The organism is Streptomyces vastus, from assembly GCF_039532825.1.
Classification (GTDB): Bacteria; Actinomycetota; Actinomycetes; order Streptomycetales; family Streptomycetaceae; genus Streptomyces; species Streptomyces vastus.
Genome location: NZ_BAAASJ010000022.1, coordinates 171222 through 187408, shown reverse-complemented (window position 1 = coordinate 187408; position 16187 = coordinate 171222). Strand labels below are relative to the sequence as shown.

The 16187-nt window shown below is 69.1% G+C and carries 13 protein-coding genes and 3 pseudogenes; 8 read left to right on the top strand and 8 right to left on the bottom strand.

From position 1 onward, the window contains the following. The first annotated feature begins 78 nt into the window (after positions 1-78). Positions 79-2418, top strand: a complete 2340-nt coding sequence (locus ABD357_RS10615; protein WP_344389271.1) for an alpha-L-fucosidase — start codon at positions 79-81, stop codon at positions 2416-2418. A 234-nt stretch (positions 2419-2652) separates the two neighbouring features. Here ABD357_RS10615 and ABD357_RS44630 read toward each other — a convergent pair. From ABD357_RS44630 to ABD357_RS10605, 3 genes and pseudogenes are all read right to left on the bottom strand, one after another. Continuing rightward, a pseudogene (locus tag ABD357_RS44630) lies at positions 2653-2796 on the bottom strand (telomere-protecting terminal protein Tpg); the annotation flags it as partial. Further along, positions 2792-3037: pseudogene (locus tag ABD357_RS10610) on the bottom strand (telomere-associated protein Tap); the annotation flags it as partial. The pseudogenes ABD357_RS10610 and ABD357_RS44630, both read right to left, overlap by 5 nt. A gap of 68 nt (positions 3038-3105) precedes the next feature. Beyond that, positions 3106-5181: a pectinesterase family protein gene (locus tag ABD357_RS10605; protein WP_344389269.1), complete on the bottom strand. Its 2076-nt coding sequence runs from the start codon at positions 5179-5181 to the stop codon at positions 3106-3108. A 150-nt stretch (positions 5182-5331) separates the two neighbouring features. Here ABD357_RS10605 and ABD357_RS10600 point away from each other — a divergent pair, with 150 nt between their 5' ends. Then, a complete protein-coding gene (locus ABD357_RS10600) occupies positions 5332-6039 on the top strand; it encodes an AAA family ATPase (protein ID WP_344389267.1) in 708 nt (235 codons plus the stop codon). A gap of 61 nt (positions 6040-6100) precedes the next feature. Here ABD357_RS10600 and ABD357_RS10595 read toward each other — a convergent pair whose 3' ends face one another. Next, positions 6101-6856, bottom strand: coding sequence for an alpha/beta fold hydrolase (locus ABD357_RS10595; RefSeq protein WP_344389265.1), 756 nt, complete (start codon positions 6854-6856; stop codon positions 6101-6103). A gap of 193 nt (positions 6857-7049) precedes the next feature. Between ABD357_RS10595 and ABD357_RS10590 the strand changes: the two genes are divergently transcribed. Genes ABD357_RS10590 through ABD357_RS10580 form a run of 3 tightly spaced genes read left to right on the top strand, consistent with a single transcriptional unit; the run spans position 7050 to position 9294 of the window. Next, positions 7050-7763 (top strand): helix-turn-helix transcriptional regulator, encoded by a 714-nt coding sequence (locus ABD357_RS10590; RefSeq protein ID WP_344389263.1) that lies wholly within the window; start codon positions 7050-7052, stop codon positions 7761-7763. After that, a complete protein-coding gene (locus ABD357_RS10585) occupies positions 7760-8734 on the top strand; it encodes a pyridoxal-phosphate dependent enzyme (RefSeq protein ID WP_344389261.1) in 975 nt (324 codons plus the stop codon). Before ABD357_RS10590 ends, ABD357_RS10585 begins: the two co-directional genes overlap by 4 nt. Positions 8735-8766: 32 nt before the next feature. Continuing rightward, positions 8767-9294 (top strand): NUDIX hydrolase family protein, encoded by a 528-nt coding sequence (locus ABD357_RS10580; RefSeq protein WP_344389438.1) that lies wholly within the window; start codon positions 8767-8769, stop codon positions 9292-9294. Positions 9295-9603: 309 nt separating this feature from the next. Here ABD357_RS10580 and ABD357_RS10575 read toward each other — a convergent pair whose 3' ends face one another. After that, on the bottom strand, positions 9604-9828 hold the full coding sequence (locus ABD357_RS10575; RefSeq protein WP_344389452.1) for a hypothetical protein: 225 nt from the start codon (positions 9826-9828) through the stop codon (positions 9604-9606). Here ABD357_RS10575 and ABD357_RS10570 point away from each other — a divergent pair. Together ABD357_RS10570 and ABD357_RS10565 are read left to right on the top strand one after the other, a co-directional pair. Then, positions 9817-10568: pseudogene (locus ABD357_RS10570) on the top strand (FAD-dependent oxidoreductase); the annotation flags it as partial. The gene ABD357_RS10575 and the pseudogene ABD357_RS10570 overlap by 12 nt on opposite strands. 277 nt (positions 10569-10845) lie before the next feature. Next, a complete protein-coding gene (locus ABD357_RS10565; RefSeq protein WP_344389259.1) occupies positions 10846-11736 on the top strand; it encodes a DUF2236 domain-containing protein in 891 nt (296 codons plus the stop codon). A gap of 211 nt (positions 11737-11947) precedes the next feature. Here ABD357_RS10565 and paaZ read toward each other — a convergent pair whose 3' ends face one another. Further along, entirely contained in the window at positions 11948-13540 is a 1593-nt protein-coding gene (gene paaZ, locus ABD357_RS10560; RefSeq protein ID WP_344389258.1) for a phenylacetic acid degradation bifunctional protein PaaZ, read from the bottom strand. Between the two features lie 39 nt (positions 13541-13579). Further along, positions 13580-14104 (bottom strand): gamma carbonic anhydrase family protein, encoded by a 525-nt coding sequence (locus ABD357_RS10555; RefSeq protein WP_344389256.1) that lies wholly within the window; start codon positions 14102-14104, stop codon positions 13580-13582. A 298-nt stretch (positions 14105-14402) separates the two neighbouring features. Here ABD357_RS10555 and ABD357_RS10550 point away from each other — a divergent pair, with 298 nt between their 5' ends. Beyond that, positions 14403-15236 carry a PaaX family transcriptional regulator gene (locus tag ABD357_RS10550; protein WP_344389255.1) on the top strand — a complete coding sequence of 278 codons (834 nt, stop codon included), beginning with the start codon at positions 14403-14405 and terminating at the stop codon, positions 15234-15236. Between the two features lie 76 nt (positions 15237-15312). On the opposite strand, the gene ABD357_RS10545 is transcribed toward ABD357_RS10550, so the two are convergent. Beyond that, positions 15313-16170, bottom strand: coding sequence for an amidohydrolase family protein (locus ABD357_RS10545; RefSeq protein WP_344389254.1), 858 nt, complete (start codon positions 16168-16170; stop codon positions 15313-15315). Positions 16171-16187: the final 17 nt, after the last annotated feature.

Below are 16187 nucleotides of genomic sequence, written 5' to 3'. Positions count from 1 at the left end.
CGCGACTCATTCCTGTTCGGCCCGGACGCTGAGCCGCAGTGTCTGTGCTGTCCTGCGGACAATCAAGGGAGAATCCCCATGCCAGAACCGATCACCCGACGAACGGTGCTCGTCGGCATGGCGGCCATGACGGTCGCCGCCGCAGTGACCCCCACCCTGGCGGCACCCGCTCATGCCGCCTCCAGCCAGCCGTTGCCGCTCCCTCCGCTCCGCATACCCAAGGTAGACCTGGGCCTGGAGCAGCAGTCGGACGAGAAGACCCGGTGGCTGCAGGACGCAAAGCTGGGCATGTTCATCCACTGGGGTGTCTACTCCGGCCCGGCCAAGGGCGAGTGGTACATGGAGAACGCCGCCATCACCCCGGAGAACTACAAGAAGTACTTCACCGACGCGACCGGCGAGCAGTTCACGGCGAGCTCCTACGATCCGGCCGACTGGGCCCAGCTGGCCAAGGACATGGGCGCGAAGTACACCGTCCTGACGACACGGCATCACGACGGCTTCGCCCTGTGGCCGTCCACCCACCCGAACGCCTTCCACGCCGGACAAGCCCCGATGCAGCGGGACTTGATCGACGAATACGTCACCGCCGTACGCAACGCCGGGCTCAAAGTGGGCCTCTACTACTCCCCGATGAGCTGGCGCTACCCCGGCTACTACGACGTCACCGGCACCAATTGCCTGCCCAACAAGTGGGGATACACCACTGATCCCGCGCACAAGGAGAACGCGCGGATCATGAAGAACGAGGTGTACCAGCAGGTCAAGGAACTGGTGACCCAGTACGGCAAGATCGACGACATCTACTGGGACGGCGGCTGGCTGGGTCAGCGCGGCTCGGACGCGGACGCCGCCTTCTTCTGGGAGCCCGGCAAGTTCCGCGACAGCGCCAACGACTGGCCGGTGGACGCCACCTACGGCGAGACCGACTCCGCCACCGGCCGCCCTCTCGGCCTGATGGGCATGGTGCGCAAACACCAGCCCGAGGTCACGGTCAACCTGCGCACCGGCTGGATGGGTGACTACAACAGCGAGGAAGGCCCCTCCATCCCGACCGGCGCCATGCGCACCGGGCACGTGGCGGAGAAGAACTTCACGATCTGCGGCGCCTGGGGCTACAAGGCCGGCGCCCCCGTGATGAGCTTCGGCACGGTCATGAACATCCTGGTCAACTCCTGGGTGCGCAACATGACCTGCTTGGTGAACGTCGGCCCTGACCGTACGGGTGCGATACCCGCCGACCAGCAGGCCCTGGTGCGCAGGATCGGTTCCTTCCTGACCACCTGTGGCCAGGCCGTCTACGGCACGAGCAGCGGACCGTGGCAACCGGTGGACGGCCAGTACGGCTTCACGTGCAAGAACAACACCTTCTACGTCCACCTGCTGCCCGGCTACAGCGGTACGTCCTTCACCACTCCCCAGGTCGGGGACGCGCAGGTCACCCGGGTCTTCGACGTGGCGTCAGGCGCCGACCTGCCGTACAGCGTGGACGGCAACGGCAAGGTGACCGTCACCGGCATCAACCGCACCCGTATCCCCGAGGACAGCATCGTCGGCGTCACGCTGGACCGGACGGTGTACCCCACCGACATCGCCGCGGGCAGGGCCGCCGCGGCGAGCAGCGAGGAGACCTCCCAGGGCAACACCGCGGCGAAGGCGGTGGACGGCTCCACCGCCACCCGCTGGTGCGCGAACAACGGCAACACCGGGCACTGGCTGAAGGTGGACCTGGGGGTGGCCAAGTCGATCGCTGGTACGCGGATCGCCTGGGAGTCCGCGGACACCAATTACCGGTACCGGATCGAGGGTTCGACCGACAACAGCACCTGGACCACGCTCGCCGACCTCACCGCCACCACCGGCACCAGTCAGGTGCAGGTGTCCGTCTTCCGGGCTCAGGCACGATATGTGCGGGTGACCGTCACCGGTCTTCCCGCCGGTGTCTGGGCCTCGATCCGCAGCCTGGAGGTCTACGACCGTCCCTTCGGCGGGGACGGCGGCACGGTCCGGCTGGTGAACCGCAAGAGCGGCAAGGTGCTGGACGTCAGTGGCGCCTCGACCGCCGACGGCGCCGCCGTCATCCAGTGGCCGTGGACCGGCGGCACCAACCAGCAGTGGAAGCTGCTGCCCAACACCGACGGCTCCTACCGACTGTCCAACGTCCGCAGCAGCAAGGTCCTGCAGAGTCCGGGCGGATCCGCCCAGGGCGACGGACTGGACCAGTGGACCGACGACGGCGGCGACAACCAGTGGTGGAAGCTGGTGCCCTCCCAGACCAGCGGCTACCACCAGCTCGTCAACGTCCGCAACGGCTGGTGCGCCGACGTCAAGGACGCCTCCACAGCGGACGGTGCCAGGGTCATCCAGTGGCCCTCCGCCGACGGGTCCAACCAGGACTGGCAGATTCTCGCGCTGTGACGGCGCATCGCGGGGGCGTGCCGCGAGACGGCGTGCCCCCGCGGCGCAGCTCTCCCCTTCGACAGGCACTCCGAGCAAGAGCATGGGCATGCCTGACCTGCTGCTTGAGGTGGGGACGCCTGCGGGCCGGCAACTTGCCTGCGCCAACCGGCCGATGCCGTCGGGCTTGCTGGGGTGCTGCTTGCTGCCGGCCAGGCATTCCCACAACTCCCACGCGGGTCCGCCCTCCCCCACGAGCGCATCGGCCGCGACTTCCCACAGGCGGTCGTCGCCGGTGCCGGCCTCCTGGGCGTCGAAGAGGCGGGCGGCGTAGCGGGGAGGCAGGGCGACGGTCAGGTGCCGAATGCGGTCCTGGTCCGTCGACCCGATCGGCTCCGTCCTTGATGTACCGGGCGAGGTTGAGCTCCGGGGCGTTGAACCGCTCGTGGACCTCCTCGCCCCACAGGACACTCTGGGTGCCCTCGTGCTTGACCAGGCCCGGGTTGATGGCGAGCTTGAAGCCGCCCGGCAGCGGCTTGCCGTCGCGGTAGGGCAGGAAGTCCAGCGGGCTGGTGCCGTCGGCCGCGTAGACGACGCAGTCGGACAGGATCGCAATCGGGTACTGCCCGGTGAACCTAACCCCGACTACCCCAGTTACAGCACCATTCGACCAACCGGACATCCGAGGCAAACGCCGGGGCTCTGGTCCTACGACGCGCCGGGCGTCCAGTCGCCCAGCCAGTCCCCGATCTCCTGGTCGGCGGCCTGGGCATCGCTCAGCTGCGGCCGGTCGCCACTCGCGGAGCCGGAGCCGGGGCCGGTGTTCTTGTACTCGGCGAACCGGTCGTCCTTCCACGAGAAGCCGCTCATGTCGGTCCACGGAGCGGACTTGATCGCGCTGCTCAGGGACGTGTTACGGACCGTGGTCTGCGGGTCGAGAGCGGCGTCACCGCCCGCGTGCCAGGGGCGGCCCAGGTGGAAGCTGGACGCGGACACATCGCCGTTGACCGTGCTGTTGGCGATCAGGATGCCCTTGCGCCCTGCGGCCGTGCTGGGCGCCGTGACATAGCCCGCCGAGTCGCCGTTCCACCGCTTCTTCAGCGTGATCACCGACTTGTTGATCACCGCGCTGGCCCGGCCGAAGATGAAGTCGACGTTCCCGACGATGTAGGAGTTGTTGACGTAGACCCGGCCAAGCTTGTCTTTGGACTGCGTGTCCAGCAGCAGTGTGTCCTGGTCGCCGGTGACGATGACCCCGTCGAGGAAGACCTTGTCGGCCGCGGTGCGCAGGGCGACGGCCTGGTGTCCGTTCAGGCTCTGGTTCTTGGCCTCGTCGAAGTCGTTGGAGACGGTGAGGTTACGGGCCTGGAAGTTGTCGGCCTCGACGGCGACGGTCGCGCTGCCGCTGGTGCCGTAGTTCCCCGAACCATCCGGCTTCGGCGTCCCCGAGGCGTTGTTGAAGACGATCACGGTGTCCTTGCGGCTGGCTCCCGTGCCCTGGAAGGTCACATGCGGCTTGTCGCGCGGGACCTTGACCAGCTCGCGGTAGGTGCCGGGCTTGATGGAGATGACGACCCGTGAAGTGTTGTTCGCCGGTACGGCGTTGACGGCGGCCTGGACGCTGCTGAACTGTCCGCTGCCGTCCTTGGCGACGGTGAGCGTGGTCGCGGCGGCGTTCGCCTTCGTGCTCGCACTCGCCGTCGTACCGATGGAAGTCCGGGGACCCGCACCGGACTTGAGGAGCGCCGGGACGTCGGCCGCCTTGTCGAGGGTGTACTTGTAGAAGCTCTTCGGGTCGAAAGCCGTGCCACCGCTCTCGTTACGGCCGCTGGTGCCGGTGAAGACGTTGCCGCGCTGGACCACCGCCGCGGTGCCGTCCTTGGTGACGGGGTTCTTGAGCCCCTCGAAGACGCTGTTCTCCAGCACCATCTTCGTCTTGCCGCGCGCGTAGTTGCCGTAGGACGTGGTGATGTCCGTGTTCGGCACGTCCTGCAGGTAGTTGTTGTAGAGGTGCGCGTGGGCCACGTTGTCGGTGGACGGGTTGCGCTGCTCGGTCTCGCGGAACCAGTTGTGGTGGATCGTGAGGTCGGCCGTCGTGTTCTCGGTCCAGCCGATGCCGAAGGTCTTGTTGTTGTCGCTCAGCTTGTTCCAGGACACCGTCACATTGGTGGTGTCCTTGCGGCTGTCGATCAGGCCGTCGGCCATGTGCCGCAGGTCGTTGTGGTCGATCCAGACGTGGTGCGCGCCGTCCATCTGGATGGCGTCGAAGTCGTTGTCCTTGTCGTTCCACTCGCCGGCGTACGAGTCCCGGATCGTCAGGTTTCGGATGATGACGTTGTGGACCCCCTGGCCGAGGAAGAAACCTCCGCCGACGATCTGCCCGGAGGTACCCGAGCCGACGATCGTCTTGTCCGAGGCGACCTTGATCTCCTTGCCCTTGGGGTCCATGTTGATCGTGCCGGCCACGACGATGACGTACGGCTCCTTGGCCGTCGCGTACTTCTCCAGATCGGCAAGAGTCTTCACGGTGACGGTCTTGCCGCCCCGGCCTCCGTAAGTGCCGTTCTGCGCCTGCGAGTTGACCGACGCGAAGCCGTCGGCGACGTCATCGGCCCACGCCGGGGCCGCGGTCGCCGCCGAGGCGCTGCGCTGCGCGTCCTCGCCGAACACACCCAGATCCGTGCCGTACGCCATACCGGCCGCCGCGGCCACCGCCACCGGGATCCCGATCGACAGACCGACCCTGCGCCTGCGGTGCCGCGCTTTCTGCTGCTTCGCTTCCATTAATCCAACCGCCCTGGTGACATGAAGTCGTGCATTGCCGCAAGGCAGTTGCCACTCCGGGCGAAAGGGTTGCCGCATTTCTTGCCCCGAAATTTTCGGCACAGTGGAGGGCGTCAGCACGCTGTCGGCGCACCGTGAGAAACTCGGCGTGTGATCATCGAACGCGCGTACGCACATGTGTCCACGTACGAGGATGACAAGTGGCCCTGGTCCGTGCCCTGTGTTCGTCGGCTTCTCGCGGACGGGCTGCGGTTCACCGCTCCGGTGACCTTCCTGGTCGGGGAGAACGGTTCGGGCAAGTCGACACTGATCGAAGCCCTCGCGGAGGGCTTCGGGCTGGACTCCTGGGGCGGCTCGCACGACTGGCGTTATGCGAGCCATCGCGGCAAGTCGGTGTTGGGTGAGCGGATCCGCTTCGACGCGACGCCGGGTGGACGGCGCATGCTGGGCAGCTGGTCCGCCCGCAAGGGGTTCTTCCTGCGGGCCGAGACGGCTATGGACGCGCTGCACCGGGAAGGCTTCGCACCGGATTCCGTCAGTCACGGCGAGGGCTTTCTGGCTGCGTTCCGGGGGAAGTTCCTCCAGCCCGGGCTGTATGTGATGGATGAGCCGGAGGCGGCGCTGTCGTTCTCGTCCTGCCTCGAACTGCTCGGCCATATCGACCAGTTGACGCAGCAGGGCAGCCAGGTCATCTGCGCCACCCACTCTCCGCTGCTGACGGCGCTGCCCGGTGCGGACATCGTCGAGGTCGGCGAGCACGGCATGCACCGGGTTCAGTGGCGCGAACTCGCCCTGGTCGACCACTGGCGCCGCTATTTCGCCGACCCGCAGGCCTATCTACGGCATGTCCTCGACTGACCGGCTCCCTGTCCCTTGGTGTGATCCGTACGTGCTCGAGTCGGCGCTCGCTGACGGCAGCTCAGTTCTCGCTGACGGCGGCCCAGAACCGTTCAAGCGCGGTGGCCGCGGTACCCGGGTCCTCCAACATCCACCAATGGCCCACTCCCTCGAGCCGCTCGGTGCGGGCGCCGAGGCGGGCGGCCATCTCGTCGGAGGCCGCGGGGTCGTCGAAGGGGTCGAGCTGGGCCTGGATCACCAGCCCGGGTGCGGGGGCAGGGCCGGAGAGTTGGGCCGCGGCGTGGGCATACGGGTTGGGCGTCGCCGAGCGGTAGAGGGCCAGGATGCACGCGGCCATGGTGGCGTCCAGCCTCTCGCCCAGGGCCTCCGCATCTTCGGCGGGCACACCTGCCCCCTTGAGCTGCGCCGCGGGGCTCTCCGGGCTTCCCGGAGCGGCCTCGACCGAGGCCTTCGCCCACTGTTCCCCCGCTCCCGGTGTCTGCCAAAGCTGCGCGAACTCATGCCAGACGTAGTCCGGATGCAGGACGCCGGCCACGTCCATGGCCCAACTCCGCACCGGCACGGAGGAGTTCGTGGCCACCCGCGCCACGAACAGCGCGCCCCAGTCGTGCCCGACGAGGTCGAGCGGTCCATCGACCTCACGTAACGCCCGCTCCAGCCACCGGCTGTACTCGTCCATGGTCGCGCCGAAACCGTCGGGAACCGGCACGCCGAACCCGGGCAGGTCCAAGGCGATCGAGTCGGTCGAGAGGCGAGCCCGGAGCCGGTCCCACAACTGACCGGTCTCGGGAACACCATGTACGAACACCGCGGTCATTTCGCAACACCTCTCCCCCGGTCCACCGTCCCGTACGGGGACCACAGCGACACACCGTAGGCGCATGATGCGGCCGCCACCGGCAGATGTGGGGGGACGCCGGATGAGCACCGTACAGATCCGGCCTTGGACGTGTAGTCTAGGACCTGGACTATGAGTCCAGATTTAATTCATCCAGACCCTGGAGCACGCGATGTCGAGCGGCACCGACGAGCAGGACGCGATCATCGCCGCGCTCACCCCCGTCGTCGACGGCATCGCGGCGACGTTCGGCTCGTTCTGCGAGGTGGTCGTGCACGACTTCCGGCGGCCGGAGAAATCCGTGGTCGCCATCGCGGGCTCGGTCACGGGGCGCGCGGTCGGCGGGTCGATGAGCGAGATCGGGATGGGCATCCTCGCCCGCGGCGACGAGGCGAGCGACGAGCTGAACTACCTCACCCGCACCCGTACGGGGAAGATCGTCAAGTCGTCGACGATGGTCCTGCGCGACACCGCCGGCACGGTGTTCGGCGCCCTGTGCGTCAATCTCGACATCACGGCCGTCAACCAGGCCCACGCCCTGATCGGCGAGATCGCGGGGGTCGCCGCCGGACCGGCCGCCGTGCCGACCACGACGTTCGGCAACGACATCGGTTCCGTGGTGGACGCCATCGTCGACAGCCATCAGCTGGGGCAGAACAAGACCTGGTCCGAACTCGACCGCGCCCAGCGCCTCGAGCTGTTCCGCAGCCTGGACGAGCGCGGCGTCTTCGCCGTACGACGCGCGGTCGAGCAGGTCGCCGCCCGGCTCGGCATCTCCCGCGCCTCCGCCTACAACTACCTGTCCGATGCCAGGGCGACGCCGCACGCCTCCACGACGGACGGCACGGAGTCCGGCACCACCCACCCCGACGGAGCCCAGCCATGACGCACACTCCCCCGGTCACCCTCGACGACGTCCGCGACGCCGCCGCGCAGATCAAGGGCGTGGCCCACCGCACCCCCGTACTGCGTTCCCGCACCCTTGACGCGCTCGTAGGCGCCGAGGTCTTCCTGAAGTGCGAGAACTTCCAGCGCATCGGCGCATTCAAGTTCCGCGGCGCCTACAACACCGCCTCCCGCCTGTCACCGGAGCAGCTGGCCAAGGGCATCGCCGCCTACTCCTCGGGCAACCACGCCCAGGCCGTCGCCCTCGCCGCACGGGAGCTGGGCACCACCGCGGTGATTCTCATGCCCGAGGACACGCCGCAGTCGAAGATGGACGCCACGGCGGGTTACGGCGCGGAGATCGTCACGTACGACCGCTATACGGGCGACCGGACCGCCATCGGCGAGGCCCTCGCCGCCGACCGCGGCCTTGCGCTCATCCCGCCGTACGAGCATCCGCATGTGATCGCCGGGCAGGGCACCGCGGCGCTCGAACTGATCGAGGAGACCGCCGAGTTGGACGCGCTGGTCACGCCGGTCGGCGGCGGCGGGCTGATCGCCGGCAGTGCCACCGCGGCCAAGGGCCTGCACAGCGGGATCCGGATGATCGGCATCGAGCCGGAGGCCGGAGACGACACCAAGCGGTCCCTCGAGGCCGGCCGGCGCGTCTCCATCCCGGTGCCGCGCACGATCGCCGACGGGCAGGCGGCGGACATCCCCGGCGAGCTGACGTTCTCCGTCAACCAGCGCCTGGTCGACGACATCTTCCTGGTCACCGATGACGAGATCCGCGACGCGATGCGGTTCGCCTTCGAGCGACTGAAGATCATCGTCGAGCCCAGCGGCGCCACCGCACTGGCCGCCCTGCTGGCCGGTCGCGTCGAGCGGCTCCCGTCCCGCGTCGGCGTGCTCATCTCCGGCGGCAACATCGACGTCCGGCGCTTCGCCGAAGTGTGCGGGAGCGCCAGCTGAGTGGCGGAAAGTATGATCAGCGAATGTCTGACATGACCGAAACCACGCCCGGCTGGCTGAGTCCCGACGAACTCGAGTATGCGCGCGGCCGTATGCCGATCCTGTACGTCGAGGCCGTACCCGTGAGAGTCGACGACAGCGGCGAAGTCACCAGCATCGGGCTCCTGCTGCGCATCGGGCCGGACGGAACGGTCAGCCGCACGCTCGTCTCCGGCCGCGTGCTGCACCACGAACGCGTCCGGGACGCCCTCCTGCGCCACCTGGAGAAGGACCTCGGCCCGATGGCACTGCCCCAGGTGCCGGCCTCCCTGCAGCCCTTCACGGTCGCCGAGTACTTCCCGACGCAGGGGATCACACCGTTCCACGATCCCCGCCAGCACGCGGTCGCGCTCGCCTATATCGTCCCGGTGACCGGCGACTGCCGTCCCCGCCAGGACGCTCTGGACCTGGTCTGGTTCAGCCCTCAGGAGGCCTCGGAGGCACTGGTCCTGAGCGAGATGCCGGGCGGGCAGGGAGTCCTCCTCAGGCAGGCTCTCGCCCATGTCGGCTGCCTGTCCTGAAGGACCCCGTGATGCTCACGGAGACGCCGAAGTCCCCGGCCGGGTCGCCGACTGGGGCTGGCCCTTCGACCCCCGGCAGCGACGGCATCGCCCACTCGATCTGTATGCGGTGATCCTCCGTGGTGCCGGGCGGGGATGTCCTACCGGGCTTGGCCGGAGCCGTAGTGAAGACCGTTGCCCGGGAGGTGTCGGCCCTTGGCGCTGCTGTGGTTCCAGATGCGTCGTCAAACTCCACCGCTTACAGTTCGCCACGGTGTATGGCGACGCGGACGGCCGAACGATCGACTCTGCACCGTCTGCAGCGCGGCATCACGCGGGCGGTCGTGGGCCTGCGGTCGTGTTCAGGCCGCCCAGGAGCAGGTCGAGGCCGGTGGTGAATTGGTCGCGGTCGTCGTGGTCACGTAGTTCCGTGGTGGTGCGCGTCAGGAAGGGGTAGTCGGCGGGGTCGAGCTTTTCCCAGTGCTCGGCGGTCCGGGTGAGGAAGGCGTCGCGACTGGTGGTCGCGCCGGCGCTGGTGCGTGGGGCGATGATCACGAGCTGACCTTCGCCCACGGCGCGGCCGTGACCAGCAGTCTCCTCGTCGGTGCCGACGGCGCCTGGTCGAAGGTCCGCCCACTGCTCTCCGATGCCAAGCCCGCGTGCACCGGCACGACGTTCATCGACACCTACCTGCACGACGCCGACGGGCGGCACACCGCGTCAGCCGAGGCGGTCGGTGTGGGCCGATGTACGCGCTGCCCCCGGGAAAGGGGATCATCGCGCACCGCGAGGCGGGGAACATCCTGCACACGTACGTCGAGTTGAACCGCCCCGCCGAGTGGATCGCCGACATCGACTTCGCTGATGCCGCCGCGACTGCTCGGGTCGCGGCCGAGTTCGACGGGTGGGCTCCGGAGCTCACGGCGGCGCTGATCACCGACGGCGAGACCGCTCCGGTCGCCCGCGTGATCCACACCCTCCCGGACGGACACCGATGGGAGCGCATGCCCGGGGTGACGCTCCTCGGCGATGCCGCGCACCTGATGCCGCCGTCCGGTGACGGCGCGAACCTGGCGATGTTCGACGGCGCGGAACTCGGTAAGGCAATCGCCGCTCACCCCGACGACTTCGAGGCGGCACTCACCGCCTACGAAGGGGCGCTGTTCCCCCGCACCGAAGCCTTCTACGCCGAAGCGCACGAAATGCTGGACCTCTGTCTCGGCGACCGCGCGCCGTTCGGATTCATCGACCTCTTCAACGGTGGTCCCCAGGGTCAGGACGGGGCACGGGGGTAGCCCTGAGCAACACCGCCGAATACCGGGCCGTGACCCACAATCATCGTGATGTAAATCACGGCGAGCCCTGGCATCGGGAAGCGGAAGCCCGAGCGTCCTCTTCTCACGGGGGATCAAGCACCTTTTGTGCGGGCGGAAAACGGCGGCCATAAGGGAGAGAAGCACCTGGGGCGGGCCCAAAGCGTTATCCCCTGGGGACGGCCTGCCTGTTCGGCACCACATTCCGGTAGAGCCACGGCGGTACGGCCGCCTGACTCCGAGACAGGGGGAACCGACGTTGCGCCGTGGGTACAAGTGGGTGGACCGCGAACTGGCTCGAATGGATCCGGAGACCGATTGGGAGCGGATGATCTCGCTCTACGTCAGCCACCGCGTCCCGGAGTTCGCCCTGGCGATGATGGTCTATCCGGGCACCATGCGCATGATGCAGCCGAGTATGGGGGCCGCCACCCTGGCCCACACCTCGAAGCTGGAGACGAGGCCCCACCGGCGTTTCCAGGACGGCAACGACTTCCTGATGGCCTGGATGGTGGACGGCTTATCCAGCGCGGCGGGCCGCAGGGCCGCCGAACGGCTGAACCGCATCCACCTGACCGTCGCCCGCAGGACCCCGCAACTGCCCGGCAACTTCGACCACATCGACGACTTCATCTATCCCCTGGTCCTGCTGGCCACGTTCGGCGACCGCCTGCAGACCTCGCTGGGCCTCCCCGGCATGAGCGAACACATGAAGATCGCCTGGCACCGCTGGGCGCAGGCACTCTTCCGCCTCCTGGAACGCGAGTCAGGCCCCTTGGCCGACGAGGCGTTCCCTGAGGACTGGAACGCGATGACCGAATTCGCCTTGAAGTTCGACTCCCGGCCGTACAAACAGACAGAGTCCGGCCATCGTGTGGCGACCGCAATGATGGACTTCTTTGCCGAGCACTGGTTCCCTGCACCCTTTCGGGCGTTCGGCAGGGACCTGACCCGGTACCTCGCCGGCGAGCAGGTCTGCCGACTCCACCGGATCGGCTGGATCAGCCCCCGCCGCGAGCGTGTCGTCCGCGTCTTCCTGAAGTCCGCGTTCCGCGCTCAGCGCCTTCTGCCCGACTACCGCACGCCGCTTCCCGAGCGCCTCCAGCGGACCCGGCGCACCCACGCACAGCTCAAGAAGCTTGAGCCCTAAGGAGAGTCGAGGGTCTGGCCGCCGCCCAGCACAGTCTCGTCGGGCATCGGCACCCACAGGTCCCGCGGGACGACGACATCCCCGCTGAGCGGGTACTGAAGGCGCGGCAGCCGCTGGACGAGACGGCTGCCCCTCCGGCCCGCTTCGCCATCGGCAGCCGGCCGACGGCTTCGTGCGCTCCAGAGCGCACTTGCCGAAATCGGCCATGGTGTTACGCCTCGCCCTGTGGCTCCGTGGTCGTGACCGGATGGAGCCCGGTGAGTGTCGAGAGGATGGCGGGCGGCCCCTGGACGGCGGTGCGCTGCATATGGTGCAGCACGCTGCGGATGCCGCCGAGTTCCTCGCCGCCGCCCGCCCGGCCGGGGCCGCCGTGCACGGTGTGCGGGAGCGGCGAGCCGTGGCCAGTGGACTCCCCGGCGTCGGTGCGGTCGAGGAGCAGCAGGCGACCGTGCCACGGGGCGGCCCCGAGTACGGCCTCACGGGCGAAGCCGGGATCGTGGGTGACGACCGAGCCGACGAGGCTGCCCTCGCCGCGCGCGGCCAGCGCGATCGCGTGGGCGGCGGTCCCGTCGTACGGCAGAAGGGTGGTGACGGGGCCGAACGCCTCGACCTCGTGCGGCTCGGCCCGGTCGGGGTCGTCGCAGCGCAGCAGCAGCGGAGGGAGGAAGGCACCGCGTTCCCTGTCGCCTTCCAGGACCTCGAACCGGTCGGGGTCGCCGTGGACGAGGCGGGCCGCCGCCGTGAGCGCCTTGAGCGCGCGCAGCACCTCCTCCCGCTGCCCGAGTCCTGCCAGCGGGCCCATGGTGACGGCGGGATCGGCGGGGTTGCCGACACGCAGGTCGGCCAGCTTGGCGCGGACCGCTTCCTGTACGTCGTCGATGAGGCCGGCGGGCACCAGAGCGCGGCGGATCGCGGTGCACTTCTGCCCGGCCTTGACGGTCATTTCGGTGACCAGGGTCTGCGTGAACAGGTCGAACTCGGGGGTGCCGGGGGTGGCGTCGGGACCCAGGACCGCGCAGTTCAGGGAGTCGGCCTCGGCGTTGAAGCGGACGGCGCAGCCGGCGACGGCCGGGTGGCTGCGCAGGGTGCGGGCGGTCGCGGCGGACCCGGTGACGCTGAGCACGTCCTGTCCCGTGAGCGCGTCGAGAATGCCGTCCGGCGGGGCGCAGATCAGCTGGACGGCGCCTTCGGGGAGGATGCCGGACTCGACGATGCGGCGGAACACCAGCTCCGTCAGGTAGGCCGTCTGGCCCGCGGGTTTGACCACGGACGGCAGGCCCGCCAGCAGAGCCGGCGCGAGCTTCTCCAGCATGCCCCACACGGGGAAGTTGAACGCGTTGATCTGCACGGCCGCACCCTGCCGCGGCACATGGACGTGGCGTACGGCGAAGGTGCCCTGTTTGCCGATCGTTTCCATGTCGCCGTCGGGCAGGACATGCCCGTCGGGCAGCTCTTTGGTGCCCTTGCTGCCGTAGACGAAGAGCACCGCGATGCCGCCGTCGACATCGAGCGCGGAGTCGCGGCGGGTCGCTCCGGTGCGGGTGGACAGTGCGTGGAACTCGTCCGTGTGGGCGGCCAGGTGCTTGCCCAACGACTTGATCAGACCGGCACGTTGATGGAAGGTCAGCTCCCGCAGTGCCGGGCCGCCCACCTCCCGCGCGTGGCGCAGTACGGCCGCGGCGTCGACGGCTCGTTCCGAGAGCCGGGCCACCTCGGCGCCGGTCGCCGCGTCCAGCAGGGGGCGCCCCTCGTCGGGTGCCTCGTACCAGTCACCGGCGAGGTAGCTGTGCAGTTTCGCGGCCACGGCGGGTCCACCTTTCGTGCTCTCAGGGGTCGATGGCTCTCAACGGTCGATGCGCCGGAGATCACGCCGGTAGCGCGCGCCGGCGTCCCGGTAGGTGCGTACGGCGTACTCCACCCAGGAGGGATCGACCGGTGTTCCGCGTAGCCGTACCGGGACGCCGAGCGCCATGGTCTTGGGCGGGACCTCGAAGTCCTCGGGGACCAGGGCGGCGGCGCCGACCACCGCGCCCTCCCGCACGGTGGCCCGGTTCAGGACGATGGAACCGGACCCGATCAGGCAGCGGCGCTCCACGGTGCAGCCCTCCAGGTGGGCGTTGTGGCCGACCACGCACTCGGGTCCGATCACGGTCGGCCACTGCTCGGTGGTGTGCAGCACGGTTCCGTCCTGGATGCTGGTGCGGGCGCCGACCTCGATGCGACCGCCGTGGTCTCCACGCAGGACCGCCCCGGGCCAGGCGCTGGCCTCCGCGCCGATCGACACGCACCCGATCACGACGGCGTCCGGGTGGACGAAGGCGCTGGGATCGATGTCCGGCTCGTCGGGTCCGAGGGCGTAGACCGGCATGGCTGCCACCTCGCTCGTTCTGGTCGGCGGCCCGCCGACGCGACTGACACTCTACTGATAATTTCCGTACCGACAAGATATTGTGTAGGAAAGGGCGGGCTTCCCTGAGGAGAGGCTTCGGTCCGGGCCGTCGTGCCGGAGCGCCCTGGATACGCTGATGACGTCGATGTCACGCGACGGCGTGATACATCGGATCGGCCGGCAGCAAGGGAAGTGAAGGACGATGGTGGATCGTGCGTCGCGCGGACCGGGCCGGAGGGAGCGTGCCGACCAGGCCGCAGCGGGGAGCGCACGGCCGGTGGTCAGCCGACGCCGGGAGGTCGGTGACGTCAGCGCGCGGTCGCTGCTGATGACCATGCTCGGCGAGTACGTACTGCCCAAGGGCACGCCGGTGTGGACCTCCGCGCTGGTGGATGCGCTGGCGATGTTCGGTGTCGAGGAGAAGTCGGCCCGCCAGTCGCTCGCGCGGACCGCGGCAGAGGGCTGGCTGGCCTCCGAGCGGATGGGACGCCGCGTCCGCTGGGCGCTCACCCCACCGGGGCGGCGACTGCTGACCGAGGGCGCACAGCGCATCTACGACTTCGGCAGCGGAGAGCGCCCTTGGGACGGCACCTGGCTGGTGGTGCTGGTCTCGGTGCCGGAGGCCAAGCGGGATCTGCGGCATCGGGTGCGCACCCGGCTCACCTGGGCCGGCTTCGGCTCCCCGGAGCCCGGGGTGTGGATCACGCCCCACGCCGACCGTGAGGCGGAGGCGCTGGGCGTCCTGAAGGAACTCGGGCTCGCCGACGACGCGATGTCCTTCACCGCCACGTACGGCGCTGTGGGCAGCGAGGCGGCCATGGTGGCCCGAGCCTGGGACCTCAGCGAGGTGGAGGACCGCTATGAGGCGTTCATCGACGAGTTCACCGGGCTGCGCCCCGCCGACGGCGCCGCCGTCCTGCATGCGCAGACCATGCTGGTGCACGAGTGGCGCCGCTTCCCTTTCCTCGATCCGCGGCTTCCGTCGAAGCTGCTGCCCGCCAACTGGAGCGGCGCCAAGGCGGCGGACCTCTTCCACAGCAGGCACGCCGAGTGGAATCCGTTGGCGCTGCGGCGCTGGGAGGAGCTGGCCGAGGGGCACGGCGAGAAGTGAGATCGCGCGGACGCACCGTACCGACCCGCCGGGCTTACCGCTGACCCATCGTCATGTCCCTACACTCGTCATGTCCTTACACTCCGAGGCCCGGGAAGACCTTGGCCGCGTTGCCGGACAGCACGGCGCGCACGGTGTCCGCGGGCAGGCCCAGCGCACGCAGCGCGGCGATGTTGCGGGAGGCGCCGGGCACCCCCGGCCAGTCGGTGCCGAAGATGCACCGGGTGGCGAGCCTCGCCAGGCCGAACCGGGCGTAGTACTCGGGCAGTTTGCGCGGGGGCAGTCCGGCGAGGTCCAGCCAGACGTTGGGCCTGGCCAGGGCGAGGAACGCCGCGGTGTCGTACCACCAGCCCCGCCCGCCGTGGGCGAACACGAACTGCACGTCCGGGAAGTCCTCCACGGCGTCGAGCAGAAGCTGCGGATCACCGTACCGGGCGCGGGCGCCCGGGAAGCTGGAGGTGCCCGAGTGCAGGACGACCGGGACGCCGCGCTCGGCGCAGAGCGCGTACAGCGGGTAGAACTCCTTGTCGGCCGGGTCGAATCCGCCGTGCACGGGGTGCAGTTTGAGCGCGACCGCGCCCAGGTCCAGCTGGCGTTCGGCCTCTGCCACCAGCGGGTGGTGCAGGTGCGGATTGACGTTTGCCACCAGGCGGAAGCGGACCGGGTTGTACGCGACGATCGGCAGCAGGTCCTCGATCGGCTGGATCCCGGTGGCGCGTGGGCTGTACTCGCAGAACAGCAGCGCACGGTCCACGCCCTCGGACTCCAGCAGGGCGTCCAGCCGCTCGGGAACGGGGTCCCCCCGCTCGTCGTAGGCGTCGCGCCACGGATGGTCGCCGGAGAACGTGTCCGCCCACTCGAACCAGGCCGGTTTGAGTGTGGACAGCCTCGGGGCGTGGACGTGCGCGTCGACCACGATCTCGCCGTCGATCACGGCGCCTCCCTCACAGA

Coding starts and splice junctions, on each gene's coding strand:
- ABD357_RS10605 (WP_344389269.1), bottom strand. CDS start 5,181: ATGGAAGCGAAGCAGCAGAAAGCGCGGCACCGCAGGCGCAGGGTCGGT.
- ABD357_RS10595 (WP_344389265.1), bottom strand. CDS start 6,856: ATGACCGCGGTGTTCGTACATGGTGTTCCCGAGACCGGTCAGTTGTGG.
- ABD357_RS10585 (WP_344389261.1), top strand. CDS start 7,760: ATGACGCACACTCCCCCGGTCACCCTCGACGACGTCCGCGACGCCGCC.
- ABD357_RS10580 (WP_344389438.1), top strand. CDS start 8,767: ATGACCGAAACCACGCCCGGCTGGCTGAGTCCCGACGAACTCGAGTAT.
- ABD357_RS10555 (WP_344389256.1), bottom strand. CDS start 14,104: ATGCCGGTCTACGCCCTCGGACCCGACGAGCCGGACATCGATCCCAGC.
- ABD357_RS10615 (WP_344389271.1), top strand. CDS start 79: ATGCCAGAACCGATCACCCGACGAACGGTGCTCGTCGGCATGGCGGCC.
- ABD357_RS10590 (WP_344389263.1), top strand. CDS start 7,050: ATGTCGAGCGGCACCGACGAGCAGGACGCGATCATCGCCGCGCTCACC.